We start from the raw sequence: 16288 nt of genomic DNA, 5'->3' as shown, positions 1-16288 counted from the left end.
CGCATTCAACTCGGAAAGCCCTCACATGCCCTATCGACCGAGTCTTCGACGTACTGCGAACATCTGGTCGCGAAAGCTGCACCGATGGGGTGCGATTGCGACGCTGATTCCGTTGCTTGTGGTCGTGGGCACCGGGCTGCTGCTCCAGGTGCGCAAGCAGGTGGCATGGGTCCAGCCCGCCGAAGAACGCGGCACCGGCTCTGTCCCCATGATCTCTTTTGATGAAGTGCTCGAAGCAGCAAGATCGGCACAGGATGCAAGGATTCAATCGTGGAGCGATATCGACCGCCTCGACATTCGCCCGGGCAAGGGGCTTATCAAGGTCCGTGCCAAGAGCGACTGGGAAGTGCAGATCGATGCAGGCACTGGCAACGTACTCAGTACAAAATACAGGCGATCACACATCATCGAAGCCATTCACGAGGGCGCGTACTTTGGTGAGGTGGTGCGTTTTGCCGTGTTTGTGCCCGCGGGCGTGATTCTGCTGGGGTTGATGATTACCGGGGCGTACCTCTGGGTGTTGCCGTTGGTGGCCAGACGCAATGGTCGCCGCCGAAGAAGCGCGCGAGCAAGGGCGAACTGACGACCACATGCGAGGGCTTCTACAGTCTTGCTATGTCCGACTCTCAAGGTCCAGACGCCCTGTGGGCACCATGGCGGCTGACGTATCTCGAATCGCTCGACGAGGGAGACACATCGAATCCGTCAGGCGAACGTGCGCCTTCGACCGGATGTTTCCTCGCTGACTATTGGCGCGCGCCTGATGACGACATCAGAAACCATGTCATCGTGCGCACCGACTTCGGCATGATTTTGCTCAATGCCTTTCCATACGCCAACGGGCACCTGCTCGTCGCGCTTGGCGAGAGTCGCGGGCGACTGCTCGACTATGAGCCGCACCAACGAACGCTCCTCTGGGCGCTCACCGAGCGGGCTGCAGAACTGATGGAACTCGCACTGGCGCCGCAGGGCATCAACATCGGGATCAATCAGGGTCGGGCAGCCGGTGCGGGCGTGCCTCAGCATTTACATGTGCACCTTGTGCCGCGATGGAACGGAGACGTGAACTTTTCGACCACCGTCGGAAATGTGCGCGTGATCCCCAACTCGCTCGATGCGATGGCTGCACGCTATCGCGCTGTAGCATCGTCGCAGAGCACGTAAGCCTCAGGCGGCCGCGCGACGCGCTGCCACGAGCCCGATACGAAACCCGTCGCCATGCGCGTCACAACGGACGACGCGACCCATGCGGCTGGGCAGCGGCGTGGCATCGAAGTGCAGCCCGAGCAGATCGCCCGGTTCGACCGCGATCGGGCAGAGCAGTCCAAGCCCCGCTGCATTCGAATCGAGCAGTTGCACGCCCACCACCGCGACCTCGCCGTTCTTGCGCGAAACCGTGGCTAGGACGCGTCCGCCCGCAACTGACCGAGGCAGGCGCCTGCGTTCCTTGAGTCCGGCCAACTGAAGTTTCGAGTTCTGTGCGCTCATGCGTGTCCCCTCCGAATCTGGAGTGTTGCCGGGGTCTGGTGCCCCCGTCAGACAGCATCGGCCGTTCTGAACCCCGACTTCAGACTCATTCGCCACCAGCGTCGAGCGAGTTGCCCAGTTCGTGCGCGAGGATGAACGCCAATTCCAAGGCTTGCTGGTAGTTCAGCCTCGGGTCGCACACGGAGGAATAGTTCAGCGTCAGGTCATCTTCTCCGACCCCTGCAGCTCCGCCGACGCACTCGGTGACGTCTTCGCCGGTCAACTCGAAATGGACCCCCCCAAGAGTGGTACCCGCTTCCTTATGAACCCGGACCGACAACGCGAGTTCCTGGGCGATGGCGTCGAAACTGCGCGTCTTGATACCGGTGCGGGTCTTGATCCCGTTGCCATGCATCGGATCGCACATCCACAGCACACATCGGCCCTCGGCACGAACGCGGTCGAGCAGCGCGGGAAGCGCCCGCTCAACATTGGCCTGCCCCATGCGGGCGATGAGCACCATTTTGCCAGGCTCTTCGGCGGGATTCAGGACATCGAGTAGCTTTACAAGATCGTCTGGAGTCGTTTTGGGTCCGATCTTGACCCCAACCGGATTGGCGATGCCTCGGAAGAACTCGATGTGCGCCCCGTCGAGGTCGCGTGTGCGCTCCCCGATCCAGGGGAGATGGGTCGTGAGGTCGTAGAACCCCGTACGCCGTGGGACGCGGCGAGTCTGGGCACTTTCGTAGATGAGATTGAGCCCTTCGTGGCTGGTGAAGAACTCGACTCGGGTCATGTCTTCGATGGCCCGCTCGCCGAGCGCTTCCATGAACCGAAGCCCATCGGCGAGGGTGCGGGTCATCTGCTCGTACTGCTCGCGGCGGTGTGCCGGGAGACTTGCATGGCTGAAAAACCTGAGATTCCAGTATTCAGGGTGGTGGAGGTCAGCAAAACCGCCTTCCGCCAACGAGCGGATGAAGTTCAGAGTCATGGCGGCGTGCTGGTAGGCGCGGACCATGAGGTGAGGGTTTGGGGTGCGGGCTTGCGGCGAGAACTCGGCTTCGTTGACCAGGTCGCCGAAGTAACTGGGGAGTTCGAGGGTCTGGCCTTCAAATATTCCCTGTTCAAGGGTGCTTGAGCGAGGTTTGGCGTATTGGCCAGCAATGCGTCCCACGCGGGTGACGGGTTTTTGGAGACCATGCACGAGGACGAGAGACATTTGAAGGAGGATCTTGAGTTTGTTGGTGATGACCTCGGGCCGACAGTCGGCGAGGGTTTCGGCGCAGTCGCCCCCCTGCAGGATGAAGCGGTGGCCTTGCTGGGCCTGAGCGATCTCGGCTTTGAGTCGTTCGATCTCCCAACTGGTGACCAGCGGGGGGAGCGAGGCGAGTTTCTCGGTGGCGCGTGCGACGGCATCGCGATCCTGGTAGACGATCTGCTGGGCCATGAGTTTGGCGCGCCAGGATTGAGGTGACCAGGACTCAGACATTGGAGGCTCCGGAAGCGTGCGGGGAGCATTTGATGCGCGCTGCGCGCTGGTTTCGAGCCGGTTGTGAGGGCTGATCGGGGGTTTGGTGAAGAAAAGTGAGGAAAATTGGGTCCATAAATTGATCTTTTGCTCTCGTTCGGTCGATTGCCGTGTGCATCCGCGACATGCACCACGTTGGGTGGGGCGGCGGAAAGGTCGACGCTCACGGATGAACATCGGCCACAATCGAGTCCCGCACGATCGAAAAAGGCATCGGCGGGCAACGAACAAACACTGTATGGAGTATTGAAATGGCAACCTCAAGCAAGAACACAAGCCGAACGCGACGCACTTCGGGGCGAAAACTCGCCAGCAAGCCGAAAGCAAGGAAGACGACGGCCCGCAAGACCGCCAAGAAGAGCACCGCCAAGAAGTCCACCGCTCGCAAGGCCACGAGCAAGAAGCCGACCGCCCGCAAGTCCACAGCGAAAAAGGCCACGACCAGGAAGTCGACCGCCAAGCGGACCACTGCTAAGAAGGCGACTGCCCGCAAGTCGACCGCGAAGAAGTCCACAGCCAAGAAGTCGACCGCTGGTCGCAAGCGCACGACCGCGAAGAAGACCTGGGCCAAGAAGACGACCGCTCGTAAAAGCACGGCCAAGAAGAGCACTGCTCGCAAGTCGGCAGCCCGCAAGACGGCCCGCAAGACCGCTGCCCGCAAGCCGATTGCAGGGCGCATCAGCCGCAGCCGCTCATCGACCAGCCGCGCCCGCCGGGCTGCGTGAGTCTTTGAACTGATTGGCAGACCAAGACGCACGGGCGGAAGTCCGTGCGTTTTTCTATGGAATTCTCGGGGGCTGGCGTGCTGCCGGGCCTTGGGCGGGGTGAGGAGTTGCGAATTAGCGGAACGGACGGGCTTTGCCGCCTACGATCGTGGTTACCCACTATGCATTCCTCGCGTCTGACTGAGTTCTGTATCTATCTGGCCCAGAAGCCCGGGCAACTGGCGGGACTTCTTGAGGCGGCGGCTGCGGCCGGGGTGTATGTGTCGGGGTTGTGCGTGTCGGAGTATCGGGATCGCGGGCTTGTGAGGCTCGTGGGGGAGCCCGAGGACGCGCTGCGGCATGTGTGCGAGTCGCTGGTGGAATCGGGGCTTGGACCTGTGGTCGAGAGCCCGGTGCTGGCGATTGATGTCGAGAACAGGCCTGGCGCGCTGCGCGATGTGGCGTGCTGTCTTGCAGATGCGAGAGTGAATATCCAGTATGTATTCCTCACGACTCCAGCCAATGGGCACCCGAGCCGGGCTGTGATGCGGGTCGATGATCTGGACCGTGCGGTGAGTGCAATTGCGGATCTGGAGTGGCCGACACGGGTGGATTCGAATGGCGGCAAGTCGGGCGAATCGGTGCCGTTCAACGCGTAGACTTCCGAACCGGTTTGCGGAGGGTTGATATGGGTTTGGAAGCGGCACTCTCGACGGACACCATTCTCACGACGCAGTTGCGGCGTGTGGTCAATTGGTCCAGGCGATCGAGCCTGTGGCCGATCCCTTTTGCGACGGCGTGCTGCGGGATCGAGCTGATGGCGACGGCTTCGAGCCGGTATGACCTTGCGCGGTTTGGTGCCGAGGTGATGCGGTTCAGCCCGCGCCAAAGCGATCTTCTCATCGTGGCCGGACGGATCAGCATCAAGATGCTGCCTGTGTTGCAACGGATCTATGAGCAGATGACCGAGCCGAAGTGGGTGATCTCGATGGGTGCGTGTGCTTCGACCGGCGGCGTGTTTGATACATACGCGACGGTGCAGGGGTGCGACCAGTTCATTCCGGTGGATGTGTATGTGCCGGGTTGTCCGCCGAGGCCTGAGATGCTGATTGAAGGCGTGATGGCGATTCAGCGGATCATCGACGAGGATGGGATTCCGCCAAAGGGTCCGGACGGCCGGCGCATTCCTCTGGGTCTGGCGGTGCAGCCGAACCATCAGACGCGTGCTCAGCCGGTGGCGGTTTCGGTCGGACGTGGATGAGCGCACGTGGGTGATTGAGTGACGCGAGACTCGCTACACAGTAACGGGCTTGCAGTTGCACACCGGATCTCCTGCGGGCACGATGGAGGTGAGCGATGCGTGTGGCGCTGACAGGGATCAGTGGTTTCATAGGCTCGCGTATTGCGCGGCGACTGGTCGAGGGCGGCCATTCGGTGGTTGGGATGGTTCGTGAATCAAGCACGCGCGATCACATTCGTCCTCTGGTTGAGCGGCTGGTGGTGGGGGACCAGGCAGACGAAACGATCTGGCAGGAGTTGTATGAGGACTGCGATGCGGTGATTCACAACTCGGTCGATTGGGGACCATTGCGGGCGGGGTATGACCAGAAGGGCGGGCTTCGGACGCATTTTCGCCAGAATCTGCTTGCTTCGCTGCGGCTGCTCGAGTTGAGCCATCCTCGGCAGTTTGTGTATATCAGTTCGATTGCGGTGCATCACGAGATGCGCCCGCGATGGAACGGAAAGCCCGATGAGGACCATCCGCTGCGTCCGGGAACGCCGTATGGCGCGTTCAAGGCGGCGGTGGAGGCGCATCTGTGGGCTGAGCACTATTCGCGTGGGCGGCACACGTGCGCGCTTCGACCTTGCGGCGTGTATGGCATCGATCCGAAGCTGGACCGGTCGCACGGGTTTGCGATCGTTCGTCAGCTCATCGAAGAGCGGCGCTACAACAAATCAGGCGGGGGCAAGTTTGTTCATGTTGATGATGTTGCCCATGCGGCAGTGGCGGTGCTCGGGAACAAGGATGCAGCGGGCAAGCCTTACAATCTTGCCGACTGCTACGCGCGTTGGTCGGACTGGGCGAAGATGGCGGCGGAGATCTTGAAGATCAGGCCTGAGATCATGGTGACGAGCCCGGCCGAGCCTGAGAATACGTTTGACAAGGCGGCGGCTGAGGGGCTCGGTGTGCGGCTTGATCGAGGGCTCGGCGGGATTGCCAAGCACCTGGAAGAATTGATCGTCGAGATGTCGCGACTTGGGCTAGACCGTTGATGGTGAAATGCCAGCGGGCGATGGGCGGCGCGACGGAATGGAGAATTGTGCATGATTGAACTGACGAAGTTGTCCAAACGCTTTGGCCCGATTGTGGCGGTGGACGGCGTCTCGCTTTGCGTTGAGCCGGGTGAAGTATTGGGGTTTCTAGGACCCAATGGCGCGGGAAAGTCCACGACGATGAAGATGATCACGGGCTTTCTCAGCCCGACATCAGGCAGTGTGAGTGTGTGCGGGCACAGCGCGACGGAGGAACCTCTGGCATTGAAGCGTTGCATCGGATACCTGCCCGAGGGCGCGCCAGCGTATCCGGACATGACGCCTGCAGCCTTCCTGAATTTCATTGCTGAAGTGCGGCAAATACCAGCCCGTGAACGGCGCAAGCGTATCGACGAGGTGAGGTCACTGGTGCATCTGGAAGGCGTGATGCATCAGCCGATCGAGACCTTGAGCAAGGGCTACAAGCGGCGCGTGGGTCTTGCGCAGGCGATTCTGCACGACCCGCGTGTGCTGATTCTTGATGAGCCAACGGATGGACTCGACCCGAACCAGAAACACGAAGTGCGTCAGTTGATTCGGGACATGGCGTCGAGCGGCGCTCGAAAGGTGATTGTCTTGTCGACGCACATTCTTGAGGAGGTTGAGACTGTGTGCAGCCGTGCTGTGGTGATTGCGCGCGGGCGCGTTGTTGCGGATGAGACGCCCAATGTGTTGCAGGCGCGGTCGGCCATGCACAACGCCGTGACGCTAGGAGTTGAAGGTGCGGTCGGGGGGTTTGCGGATTTGTTGGCAAAGTTGCCCAAGGTTGCGCGGGTCGAGACGCTCGATTGCGGGGAGGAGTCGTTGCGCTGCCGCGTGTATGCCAAGGGCGGACAGCTGATTGTCAGTGATGTGCGCGATGCGGCGATAGCCAGATCGCTGCGGGTGATCGAGGTTCGTGTCGAATCGGGGCGACTGGATGAAGTCTTTCGGACAATCACCACGGGAGGTGCAGCATGACGGGGGCGCTTGCTGTTTTCAAGCGTGAACTGGCAGGGTATTTCATCACCCCTGTGGCGTATGTCTTCATCGTGATCTTTCTGGTTCTCGCGGGGATCTTTACGTTCAGCGCTCAGTTCGGCAGGTTCTATATCGAGGGGCAGGCCGACCTGATTTCGTTTTTCATGTTTCATCCGTGGCTGTATCTTTTTCTGATCCCGGCGATTTCGATGAGATTGTGGGCTGAGGAACATCGCAGCGGTACGGTGGAACTGCTCATGACGCTTCCGATCGGCCTGTGGGGAGCGGTGGTAGGGAAGTTTGCAGCTGCGTGGGCGTTCGCAGCCATTGCTCTGGCGCTGACGTTTCCGATCTGGATGACGGTCAACTTTCTGGGCGACCCGGACAACGGAGTCATCGCGGCCAGCTATTTCGGAAGTCTGGTGATGGCGGGGGGATTCCTGGCGGTGGGGTCGTGCATCTCGGCCGCGACCAAGAGCCAGGTCATCGCGTTCATTGTGTCGGTGGTCGCGTGCTTTGCGCTGCTCCTGGCGGGGATGAATCCGGTGCTGGATCTGTTCAGCGGGTGGGCGCCGCAGGCGATCGTTGATGCAATCGCGAGCTTCAGCGTGCTGACCCATTTCGACGCGATCAGCAAGGGCGTGATCGACGCGCGCGATGTGGTTTTCTTCGGGAGTTTGATCGGGCTGGCGTTGTTTGCCAATGGCATGATGCTCCAGTGGCGCAAGGGTTCATGAAAGGACGGGGGGCACACGATGCACAACAGATTTTTTCCGATCATCGCGATTGTGGTTTGCGTGGTTCTGTTCTTTGCGATCAATATGCTTGTGTCAGCCGGCCTGCGCAATGTGAGGCTGGATCTGACGAGTGACAGGCTCTACACGCTCCCGGCTGGCGCGAGGAGCATCGCCAGCAGCATCGACGAACCGATCCGGGCGAGGTTCTACTTCACACGCGATCTGGCGTCTGGTGATCCGTCGCTGACGATGTATGCAAGACGTGTGCAGGACACTCTGGCGGAGTTCGCATCGGCTTCCCGCGGGAAACTTCAACTCGAGATCATCGAGCCTGATCCGTTTTCTGATGAAGAGGACGATGCGGCTGCGTTGGGGCTGATTGGCCAACCCGTAGGGACTCGGAGGCTGTTCTTCGGGTTGGTGCTGACCAACTCGACCGATGGTCGCGAGGTCATTGCGTTCTTCGATCCGCGGCAGGAACGATTCCTGAACTACGAAATTGCCCAGCGCATCCATCTGCTCTCGAGCCAGGCCAGGACCCGCGTGGGGATCGTCAGCAGCCTGCCGATCGCGGGTGTTGAGCCGAGCCAGTTCCAGCCGCGCCAGCAGATGCAGCAGCCATGGGTGATCCATCAGGAACTGTCGCGGCAGTACGACGTGGTGATGATCGATGAGTCAAACATTGCGGAGATGGGGTCGATTGACGTGCTGGTGGTGATTCATCCGCAATCGCTCACAACGCCGGTGTGGTACGCGATTGATCAGTACATTCTGAGGAACGGGCGCGCTGTCTTTGCGATCGACCCGCACTGCGAGACATATGTACCTCCGACGGCTCCGAATGATCAGTTGCAGGCGTACACGGCTGATCGTTCGAGTTCGCTTGGACGGCTCGGTCGGGCGTGGGGGGTGGATCTGGCACCCGGCATCGTGGCGGGCGATGCGCAGTATGCGATTTCGGTGGCGGCTCCGGGAACAACAGGAGTTCCGATCGGGTATCTGCCATACATGCGACTCTCGAACGCGGCGAGGTCGGATGAGGACGTGGTGACGGCGGGATTGTCGATGCTGACGTATCAGGCTGGCGGCGTGATAGAGCGGCAGGCAGACAGTTCGTTGACGGTGACGCCGCTGATCGTGTCGAGTACGGATTCGCAGCGGATCAGCGTTGAGCGCGTCAAGTTCCCGAGTCCGCAGGAACTCATGCGCGACTTTGTGCCTTCGGGCGAGTCGCTGGTGCTGGCGGCGCGCGTGACTGGGCCTGTGCGGTCGGCGTTTGCCGAAGGTCGACCGGCCGGTATGGCAGCGGCTCCGACGGGCGCTGAGCATCTGAGCGCATCGAAGACCGACATCAACGTCATCATCTTTGCCGATGCCGATATGTTCTTCGATGCGGCGTGGGTGCAGCCGATGCGATTTGCCAACAATGTGATTTACCAGCGATTCGCGGATAACGGTGCTCTGATGCTCAATGCGGTGGAGAATCTTGCGGGGTCGAGCGATCTGATCTCGATTCGGGCGAGCTCGACCGCGTTCCGGCCGTTCAAACGCGTCGAGGAACTGCAGAAGACGGCACAAACCGAGTACCTCGCAGAAGAGGAAAAGTACTCCGAAGAACTGCGACTCACTGAGGCGCGCATCAATGAACTGCTTCGTGCGTCAGGGGATGATCAGTCCGCGATTCTCTCAGACGAAGTTCGTGCTGAGATTCAGCGCTTGCAGGAGCGGCGATCCGAGACACGGCGCAACCTTCGGCGTGTGCAACACGACTTGACCAAGGACGTCAACAAGCTTGGCACAACACTCAAACTCATCAACATCGCGCTGCTGCCAGCAATGGTGGCGCTCTTGGCGTTGGGGCTTGGCTCATATCGGGCCTCCCGCAGGACGCGTGACCGTCGGAAGATGCGCGAGTCGGAGGGCACAACATGAAGCAGCGACAGATGCGACTCTTGATTGTGTGTCTGGGATTGGTCGGGCTGATAATTGTCGGCGTGCTGGTGGTGCCGCGTAAAAGCGCAGAGCCTTCGACGCAGACATTGCTGCCGATACTTGCCCAGCGCATCAATGATGCTGCTGCGATCGAACTCAAATCAGATTCCGGAACGTTGACGCTTGAGCGCAGCGGCGAAGGCTGGGTGATCCCTTCCAAGACTTCGCTACCGGCGCGAATGGACAAAATTCGCCCATTACTGGTGGCTCTCTCCGAGATGAAGGCGCTCGATGAGAAAACATCGAATCCCGAGATGTATGCACGCATCGGCGTGGCCGAGCCCGGGTCCGGGGGGCAAGGCACGCTCGTGACAGTGACCTCAGCCAGCGGCGAGAAGCTCGCGTCCATCATTGTCGGGATCGCGACGCGCGAGGGCACCGCCGAGCAGCGGTATGTGCGGCTGCCCGCCGACTCCCGTTCGTGGCTGGTGCCTGCGACGGTCGAGGTCACAACCGACCCGATCAACTGGATTGTGCGCGAACTGACGCGAATAGACGGCTCACGCGTGCAGTCACTGAACATCATTCACCCTGATGGCGATGAGATCGGGCTTTCGCGGGCTGACACTGCGCAGCCGAACTTCGATGTCGCGCCGGTTCCCGATGGTTTCGAGCTGCGCAGCGCGGGAATCGCCGACCCGATGAGCCGGGCGCTGACCAGTCTCAACTTTGACGATGTTCGCCCTGCGGCGGGCAAGCTGTTTGGCTCGCCGATCGAGGTGGTATTCCAGATGTTTGATGGCCTGGTGGTGTCGATCCAGATCTACGACTACGAGGGAGAAAAGTGGGCGGTTTTTGATGCCAACTCTGTTGGTGCAGACATCGTGCCCGACCAGTTGGAAACGCTTCAAGCGCGATTCAAGGGTCGAGAATTCATGATTCCCAGCTGGGCAGCGACGAACCTGTCGCGGCGCATGTCTGAGTTGACCGAGCCGAAGGCTGCGCCATCCCCGCAACCCGCGACCGACAGCCCGCGCGGTCCAGTATTTGATTGATCCGATGGGTGCAAACTCGCGGATCATGGCGCGCGGCGCACTCGTACAATACAGACACGAGTTGCCTGAGGAGTACCCATGGCCAAGGCTGTTGTCGATCCTGAAGAACTGCGTCGTTTTGCCCAATCACTCAAGCGGTTCAATGCGAATCTCTCGACCCAGATGAATGCGCTCAACGGGCAGATGCAGGCGCTGAGCCAGACCTGGCGCGACCAGGAGCACGCCAAGTTCATCAATGAGTTCGAACACACGCTGCGAACCTTGACCCGATTTACGCAGGCATCCGAGCAGCACATTCCATTTCTCCTGCGCAAGGCGGATCGGATCGAAGAGTATCTGCGGCAGAGGTAGACGCGATGAACCAAGGCGCAAAGGTCACATCCATCGCGGCACTGCGCGAGTTTCGTCCTGCGCTGATCAAGTTCATCGAAGAAGCGCGGGCGGCATTGACAGCAGCCGAGACCGAGGCTCTGCGGACCCTCGAGTGGCTGCGGTCCGACCGTCAAGCCTACTGGAAGCGGGAGATCCGCCTGCGATCCGATGAAATTGTCCGGTGCAAGACAGAACTCTTCAACAAGCAGAGGTCGGCGACGGGCGATCCTCGCTCTGCGGTCGAAGAGCGCAAGGCGCTGGATCGCGCCAAGCAGCGGGTTGAGGAAGCCCAGCAGAAAGCAGAGCATACCAGGCGTTGGCTACGCGATCTCGAAAAGGAGCACATGCAGTACAAGGGCATGTCGCAAGGCCTCTCGACGCAACTGGCAAAGCTCGAAGATCGGGCAGTGTTCGATCTAGATCAAATGGCAGCCGCCCTCGAACAGTACGTCGCGCTCGTCGCTCCGTCGGTGCACGAGGATGGACTCGGGACCGGGGCGAGTGCAACACCGGGCGCGACCGAGAGTTTCGCGCAACCAGACGCGGGCGGGTCGGCTTCGTCATCGCCTTACGCTGCCTTTCGCAAAGCAACGCCCAGCGCCGGGCGCCGACGCCGGGCAGAGGAAATTGAGCCTGACGAGTTATGGACGCGGACAAATCTGCCTCGCGTCGCTGCTCAAGGGCAACTCGAGGCGATCGAGTCGTTGCATCCGCCAAAGGACGATATCGCAGGTCTCTGGGCGACCTGTGCGCCCGGCGCGATGACGCAGAGCAGCGTGTACCTGGAGCGGTGTGAACCTGCGGAAGAATGGGACAGCGGGTGGTACATTGGACCATTTACCCCTGGCGTCGAGCCAGAGCCTCATCGGCGTGAACTGGAGAAAGTCCGCCTTGCGGATCTGATCGAGCACCGGCCTGATCTCGCCCGGGCGTTGCTGCTGCACCGCGGGACGCTGATTGTCGTTGAAGGAGCGGCGATCACTGCGATCACAGCACCGAACGACACACTGGCATATGCTCGGGTCACGGAGAGTGAGGCATGAGTTCGACAGTCGGGCGGGCGATGCTTGCGGATGCGGCTCAGCAACTGATGGTGGCATGGGCGCGTGCGCGCGAAAGCTGGAACGACAATGCAGCAGCTGGCTATGAGAAGAAGTATATTGAACCCCTCGGGCCGAAAGTTCGGTCCACCATCGGTGCGATGGAGAAACTTTCTGACGCTTCGGCCAGTGCCCGTCGAGCGTGCGGCGACTAACCACCCATGACCAGCGAACTTGTGCGATCGGACGCCAGCGACTTGATGGCGGGTACATTCACCCAGCGCGAGTGCGCGCTTGTCGAGCTGCTTGCATTGGCGACCCGCGAGCGGGCCCAGGCACAGGCCTCGCTCGAAGCGAACCGGGCTGCAGATCTTGATGAAGCCGAGCGGGCGTACCGGCATGAACGATCGCTCGCGCAGGAAGCGCACGATACAGCCGACACAGAACTGACTTCGAAACGAGAGAGGTCGCTCGCCCGCATTGAAGAAAAGTTCGAAGCAGCGTTTCGTGAGGCCGAGCGGGTCTATCAGACGCAGCGTGTCGATCTGCTCGAGGCGATCAATCACGATTCGCGTGCAGCCGACGAAACCATGAAGGAATCGCTCTGGCTTGCCGAGACCGTCTTCGACGCGGCGCACGCCAAGCCGAAGCAGGCTTTTGAACGCATCAAGCGAGCCGCCGACGCTGCCCGCAAACAGGCAACCGAGATCGAAACGCATGCTGCACACCTGGCTCAGGGGCAGTTCAAACTCGTGACAGATGTTGGGGCCGACGCGACGAGCCAACCCAATGCGCAAGACCCGCAGGATGCGTTCACGCAGGTCGAGGAGCATCTTCAGGCGGCGCAGCAGGGGCTGGTGTCCCTGCAACGAGCGCGGATTCTCAAGACGTTTCATGGCATGCTGTTTCTTCTGCCTCTGGTGCTCATCGGTGGTGGAGTGCTTGGTGCGTGGGGGCACTCGATGGTTTCACTCGGGCTCGCTCCGTCGGCAGCGATCGGAGCGGTGGCATTCGGGTTGGTGTTCGTTGTGCTGATCCTGCCGCTGCGGGTGATGGGGCTTGGTCAGTTGCGTGCAGCAGCCGATCCAATCGCTCGGCACACAAGCAAGGCGCGACGCCTTGCAGACGCGATCCTCGATATCGCCGAGTCGCAGTGCGGGGCAGAGTTGCAGCATCTGGCGGCAACCAAGAAGCGTGATACGGAGAGTGCGCAACTTGTCCATCGCCGTGCGGTGCGCGAGATCGAGAAGCGGCGCGAGACCGACGTGCAGGCGCTCGATAAAGGGTATCTGGCCCAATCCGAACAGCAGCGGCTCAAGCGGGAAGAGGACATTGGGCGCATCGAGCGCGAGGCTGACGAGCGACTCGCGCAGATTCGTCAGACGCTCGCAGATGTGGCCGAACGAACCGAGGCGATACGGGCCAGCCGTCTCGCAGAGATCGAACAGGAGGCTGCCAATCAGCGCGAACAGCTGACGCGGATCTGGCACGAGCGCATGACGCGCATCAACGATGCTGCGATTGACATGCAGGATCGGGCCGAGATGCTCTTTCCTGCCTGGCAGAGTTCGATGTGGCAGGCGTACCACCCGCCGGCTGCAGCCGCGCCCGCCATCCAGTTCGGATCGATGCTGGTCAACATGGCTGATTTCGAAGGCGCATTGCCCGACGACCCATCGCTCACGCACGAAGTACCAGCGCGTATGTCGCTGCCCGCAATGCTCGACTTTCCGGGCCGGTGTTCGCTGCTGATCGAGTGCGGCCCCGAGCATCGGCCCGCTGCCATTGCGACGCTTCAGAACGTCATGCTGCGGCTCCTGACATCAATTCCGCCCGGAAAGGTACGCTTCACGATCATGGATCCCGTAGGCCTCGGGCAGAGTTTCGCGGGCTTTATGCATCTGGCCGACTTTGACGAAGCACTCGTTGCCAACCGCATCTGGACCGACCCCAAGCACATCGAAAAGCGTCTGACCGATCTGACCGAGCACATGGAAAAGGTCATTCAGAAGTATCTGCGCAATGAGTTCGAGAGCATCGAATCGTACAACGAGAGTGCGGGCGAGATTGCTGAACCCTATCGCTTTCTCGTCATTGCCGATTATCCAGCGTCGATCACCGAAGCGTCTGCCCAGCGCCTCAAGAGTATTCTTGAGTCGGGCGCTCGTTGCGGGGTCTACACGCTGATCCTGACAGATCCAGCAGCCAAACTCCCCGCAGGACTGACGCTCGAAGATCTTGAGCGACACGCGTTGACGGTCGTCGAAACTGATGCCGGCCTGCGCATGGCGGTCGAACCGCTGAATCAATTACCGCTCGCACTCGATGCGCCGCCCGATGACGAGTTTCTGTCGCGTCTGGTGCGACGTGTCGGAGAATTGTCAAAGGATGCGGGCCGCGTCGAGGTGCCGTTTCAGAAAATTACTCCAGCGCCCGAAGCGATGTGGCAGGAATCCTGCGCAAAGGAGCTGCGTGTCCCGCTCGGCCGCGCTGGCGCAACGAAACTGCAATATCTCACGCTCGGGCGAGGCACCAGCCAGCATGTTCTGATCGCGGGCAAGACCGGTTCAGGCAAGTCAACGATGCTGCATGTGCTTGTGGCGTCGCTCGCGATGTGGTATTCGCCACACGAGGTCGAGTTCTACCTCGTGGACTTCAAGAAAGGCGTCGAGTTCAAGACTTATGCGACACACCGGCTCGCGCACGCACGGGCAGTGGCTGTCGAGTCGGATCGCGAGTTTGGCCTGAGTGTGCTGCACAAGCTGGATACCGAACTCAAGCGCCGGGGCGATCTGTATCGCGAAGTTGGCGCACAGGACATCGCTGGCTTTCGCGAGCGCCAGCCTGATGTGCATATGCCACGCACCCTTCTCATCATCGACGAGTTTCAGGAGTTCTTTGTCGAGGACGACAAGATCGCACAGGAGGCCGCACTGCTTCTCGATCGACTCGTGCGACAGGGCCGCGCGTTTGGCATGCATGTGCTGCTCGGTTCGCAGACGCTCAGCGGTGCCTACTCGCTGGCTCGCAGCACTGTCGGGCAGATGGCCGTGCGCATCGCTCTGCAATGCTCTGAGACGGATTCGTATCTGATCCTGTCTGAAGACAACGCCGCCGCCCGATTGCTCGCGCGCCCGGGCGAAGCAATCTACAACGATGCCAATGGCATGATCGAGGGCAACAGCCCCTTCCAAATTGCCTGGCTGCCAGATTCAGTACGCGACCACGCTCTCGATCTCGTCCGCAAACGAGTCGAATACGACGCCTACCAACCACCCGAGCCTCAGATTGTTTTCGAAGGCAACGTGCCTTCACGCATCGAAGACAACCACGAGCTTGCACGCGCGATCAAGAGCCCGACGCGCGAAATGCCCACCGTCGCCCGTGCCTGGTTCGGCGAACCGGTCGCCATCAAGGAGCCGACCGCTGCATCGTTCCGCCGCCATACCGGATCAAACTGCCTCATCGTCGGTCAGCAGGACGATGAAGCACTGGCGCTCAACTGCGCCGCCCTTGTTTCTCTGGCAGCACAGTTTCCACGCAAAGGAGCGAGGTTCTTCATCTTGGATGGCACCCCCGCCGATGACCCGCGGCATGGCGTGCTCGCATCGCTCGCGCAGGCACTGCCGCATCACTCGCGCATCGGCACCTGGCGCGATGCCGACACAATGATTGACGAGATCGCCAGCGAACTCACGACGCGCGAGACGCAAAATCAGACCGATGAGGACACGATTGTGCTGATCCTCCACGGCCTGCACCGCTTCCGTGGGCTTCGACGAAAGGAAGAGAACTTCTCGTTCTCTGCCGATCCTGATGAAAAGCCAAGTGCCGACAAGCAACTCGCGTCGATCGTGCGCGAGGGCCCGGGCCTGGGCATCCACACGATACTTTGGGCCGACACAATCGGCAACCTCGAACGCGCGTTCGACCGCCAGACAATCGGCGAGTTCGACGCTCGCGTCCTCTTCCAGATGAACGCCAACGACTCGACCGCGCTGATTGACTCCCCAGCCGCGGGGCGCCTCGGGCAGGCCCGCGCACTGCTCTACAGCGAAGAGAGCGGAACATTCGAGAAGTTCCGCCCCTACGCCCAGCCGAGCGCCGCATGGGTCCGTGAACTTGCTGAAGCGTTGAAGCGGTGATTCACACGACCCCATCGTCGCCACGTCGCTCGGCT

16 protein-coding genes are annotated in these 16288 nt (G+C 60.8%); 14 read left to right on the top strand and 2 right to left on the bottom strand.

What is annotated here, in order from left to right:
• Positions 1 to 25 precede the first annotated feature (25 nt).
• Positions 26 to 583: a PepSY domain-containing protein gene (locus tag KF757_05240; protein MBX3322375.1), complete on the top strand. Its 558-nt coding sequence runs from the start codon at positions 26 to 28 to the stop codon at positions 581 to 583.
• 32 nt (positions 584 to 615) lie between these two features.
• On the top strand, positions 616 to 1164 hold the full coding sequence (locus tag KF757_05235) for an HIT domain-containing protein (GenBank protein MBX3322374.1): 549 nt from the start codon (positions 616 to 618) through the stop codon (positions 1162 to 1164).
• Between the two features lie 3 nt (positions 1165 to 1167).
• Here the strand turns inward: KF757_05235 and KF757_05230 are convergent, their stop codons facing one another.
• Together KF757_05230 and KF757_05225 are read right to left on the bottom strand one after the other, a co-directional pair.
• A complete protein-coding gene (locus tag KF757_05230; GenBank protein MBX3322373.1) occupies positions 1168 to 1488 on the bottom strand; it encodes a hypothetical protein in 321 nt (106 codons plus the stop codon).
• Positions 1489 to 1573: 85 nt separating this feature from the next.
• Positions 1574 to 2956, bottom strand: coding sequence for a 3-deoxy-7-phosphoheptulonate synthase (locus tag KF757_05225; protein ID MBX3322372.1), 1383 nt, complete (start codon positions 2954 to 2956; stop codon positions 1574 to 1576).
• A 290-nt stretch (positions 2957 to 3246) separates the two neighbouring features.
• Here KF757_05225 and KF757_05220 point away from each other — a divergent pair, with 290 nt between their 5' ends.
• The 12 genes from KF757_05220 to KF757_05165 all read left to right on the top strand — a co-directional run bounded on the left by KF757_05220 (position 3247) and on the right by KF757_05165 (position 16253).
• Positions 3247 to 3720 carry a histone H1-like repetitive region-containing protein gene (locus KF757_05220; GenBank protein ID MBX3322371.1) on the top strand — a complete coding sequence of 158 codons (474 nt, stop codon included), beginning with the start codon at positions 3247 to 3249 and terminating at the stop codon, positions 3718 to 3720.
• Between the two features lie 161 nt (positions 3721 to 3881).
• A complete protein-coding gene (locus KF757_05215) occupies positions 3882 to 4358 on the top strand; it encodes an ACT domain-containing protein (GenBank protein ID MBX3322370.1) in 477 nt (158 codons plus the stop codon).
• A 29-nt stretch (positions 4359 to 4387) separates the two neighbouring features.
• Positions 4388 to 4960 (top strand): NADH-quinone oxidoreductase subunit B, encoded by a 573-nt coding sequence (locus tag KF757_05210; protein ID MBX3322369.1) that lies wholly within the window; start codon positions 4388 to 4390, stop codon positions 4958 to 4960.
• A 95-nt stretch (positions 4961 to 5055) separates the two neighbouring features.
• A complete protein-coding gene (locus KF757_05205; protein MBX3322368.1) occupies positions 5056 to 5973 on the top strand; it encodes an NAD(P)-dependent oxidoreductase in 918 nt (305 codons plus the stop codon).
• 51 nt (positions 5974 to 6024) lie between these two features.
• The gene (locus KF757_05200; GenBank protein ID MBX3322367.1) at positions 6025 to 6972 is read left to right on the top strand and encodes an ABC transporter ATP-binding protein; all 948 of its coding nucleotides are present in this window, start codon (positions 6025 to 6027) and stop codon (positions 6970 to 6972) included.
• On the top strand, positions 6969 to 7709 hold the full coding sequence (locus KF757_05195; GenBank protein MBX3322366.1) for a hypothetical protein: 741 nt from the start codon (positions 6969 to 6971) through the stop codon (positions 7707 to 7709). The genes KF757_05200 and KF757_05195 overlap by 4 nt, the downstream gene beginning before the upstream one ends.
• Before the next feature lie 18 nt (positions 7710 to 7727).
• On the top strand, positions 7728 to 9641 hold the full coding sequence (locus KF757_05190) for a Gldg family protein (protein MBX3322365.1): 1914 nt from the start codon (positions 7728 to 7730) through the stop codon (positions 9639 to 9641).
• Entirely contained in the window at positions 9638 to 10696 is a 1059-nt protein-coding gene (locus KF757_05185) for a DUF4340 domain-containing protein (GenBank protein ID MBX3322364.1), read from the top strand. The genes KF757_05190 and KF757_05185 overlap by 4 nt, the downstream gene beginning before the upstream one ends.
• A gap of 78 nt (positions 10697 to 10774) precedes the next feature.
• Positions 10775 to 11047, top strand: coding sequence for a WXG100 family type VII secretion target (locus KF757_05180; GenBank protein MBX3322363.1), 273 nt, complete (start codon positions 10775 to 10777; stop codon positions 11045 to 11047).
• Between the two features lie 5 nt (positions 11048 to 11052).
• Positions 11053 to 12111, top strand: a complete 1059-nt coding sequence (locus KF757_05175) for a hypothetical protein (protein MBX3322362.1) — start codon at positions 11053 to 11055, stop codon at positions 12109 to 12111.
• Positions 12108 to 12323 (top strand): hypothetical protein, encoded by a 216-nt coding sequence (locus KF757_05170; GenBank protein ID MBX3322361.1) that lies wholly within the window; start codon positions 12108 to 12110, stop codon positions 12321 to 12323. The genes KF757_05175 and KF757_05170 overlap by 4 nt, the downstream gene beginning before the upstream one ends.
• A 6-nt stretch (positions 12324 to 12329) precedes the next feature.
• On the top strand, positions 12330 to 16253 hold the full coding sequence (locus tag KF757_05165) for a hypothetical protein (GenBank protein MBX3322360.1): 3924 nt from the start codon (positions 12330 to 12332) through the stop codon (positions 16251 to 16253).
• Positions 16254 to 16288 lie beyond the last annotated feature (35 nt).

This window comes from Phycisphaeraceae bacterium (assembly GCA_019636795.1).
In the GTDB taxonomy this organism is placed as follows: domain Bacteria; phylum Planctomycetota; class Phycisphaerae; order Phycisphaerales; family UBA1924; genus JAHBWW01.
The sequence above is the reverse complement of the archived record's forward strand: the minus strand, read 5'-3'. Positions and strand labels throughout refer to the sequence as shown.

Bases quoted from the DNA above. Each gene is read 5' to 3' on its own strand.
- KF757_05240 (MBX3322375.1), top strand. From the start codon at position 26: ATGCCCTATCGACCGAGTCTTCGACGTACTGCGAACATCTGGTCGCGA.
- KF757_05235 (MBX3322374.1), top strand. From the start codon at position 616: ATGTCCGACTCTCAAGGTCCAGACGCCCTGTGGGCACCATGGCGGCTG.
- KF757_05230 (MBX3322373.1), bottom strand. From the start codon at position 1,488: ATGAGCGCACAGAACTCGAAACTTCAGTTGGCCGGACTCAAGGAACGC.
- KF757_05225 (MBX3322372.1), bottom strand. From the start codon at position 2,956: ATGTCTGAGTCCTGGTCACCTCAATCCTGGCGCGCCAAACTCATGGCC.
- KF757_05220 (MBX3322371.1), top strand. From the start codon at position 3,247: ATGGCAACCTCAAGCAAGAACACAAGCCGAACGCGACGCACTTCGGGG.
- KF757_05215 (MBX3322370.1), top strand. From the start codon at position 3,882: ATGCATTCCTCGCGTCTGACTGAGTTCTGTATCTATCTGGCCCAGAAG.
- KF757_05210 (MBX3322369.1), top strand. From the start codon at position 4,388: ATGGGTTTGGAAGCGGCACTCTCGACGGACACCATTCTCACGACGCAG.
- KF757_05205 (MBX3322368.1), top strand. From the start codon at position 5,056: ATGCGTGTGGCGCTGACAGGGATCAGTGGTTTCATAGGCTCGCGTATT.
- KF757_05200 (MBX3322367.1), top strand. From the start codon at position 6,025: ATGATTGAACTGACGAAGTTGTCCAAACGCTTTGGCCCGATTGTGGCG.
- KF757_05195 (MBX3322366.1), top strand. From the start codon at position 6,969: ATGACGGGGGCGCTTGCTGTTTTCAAGCGTGAACTGGCAGGGTATTTC.
- KF757_05190 (MBX3322365.1), top strand. From the start codon at position 7,728: ATGCACAACAGATTTTTTCCGATCATCGCGATTGTGGTTTGCGTGGTT.
- KF757_05185 (MBX3322364.1), top strand. From the start codon at position 9,638: ATGAAGCAGCGACAGATGCGACTCTTGATTGTGTGTCTGGGATTGGTC.
- KF757_05180 (MBX3322363.1), top strand. From the start codon at position 10,775: ATGGCCAAGGCTGTTGTCGATCCTGAAGAACTGCGTCGTTTTGCCCAA.
- KF757_05175 (MBX3322362.1), top strand. From the start codon at position 11,053: ATGAACCAAGGCGCAAAGGTCACATCCATCGCGGCACTGCGCGAGTTT.
- KF757_05170 (MBX3322361.1), top strand. From the start codon at position 12,108: ATGAGTTCGACAGTCGGGCGGGCGATGCTTGCGGATGCGGCTCAGCAA.
- KF757_05165 (MBX3322360.1), top strand. From the start codon at position 12,330: ATGACCAGCGAACTTGTGCGATCGGACGCCAGCGACTTGATGGCGGGT.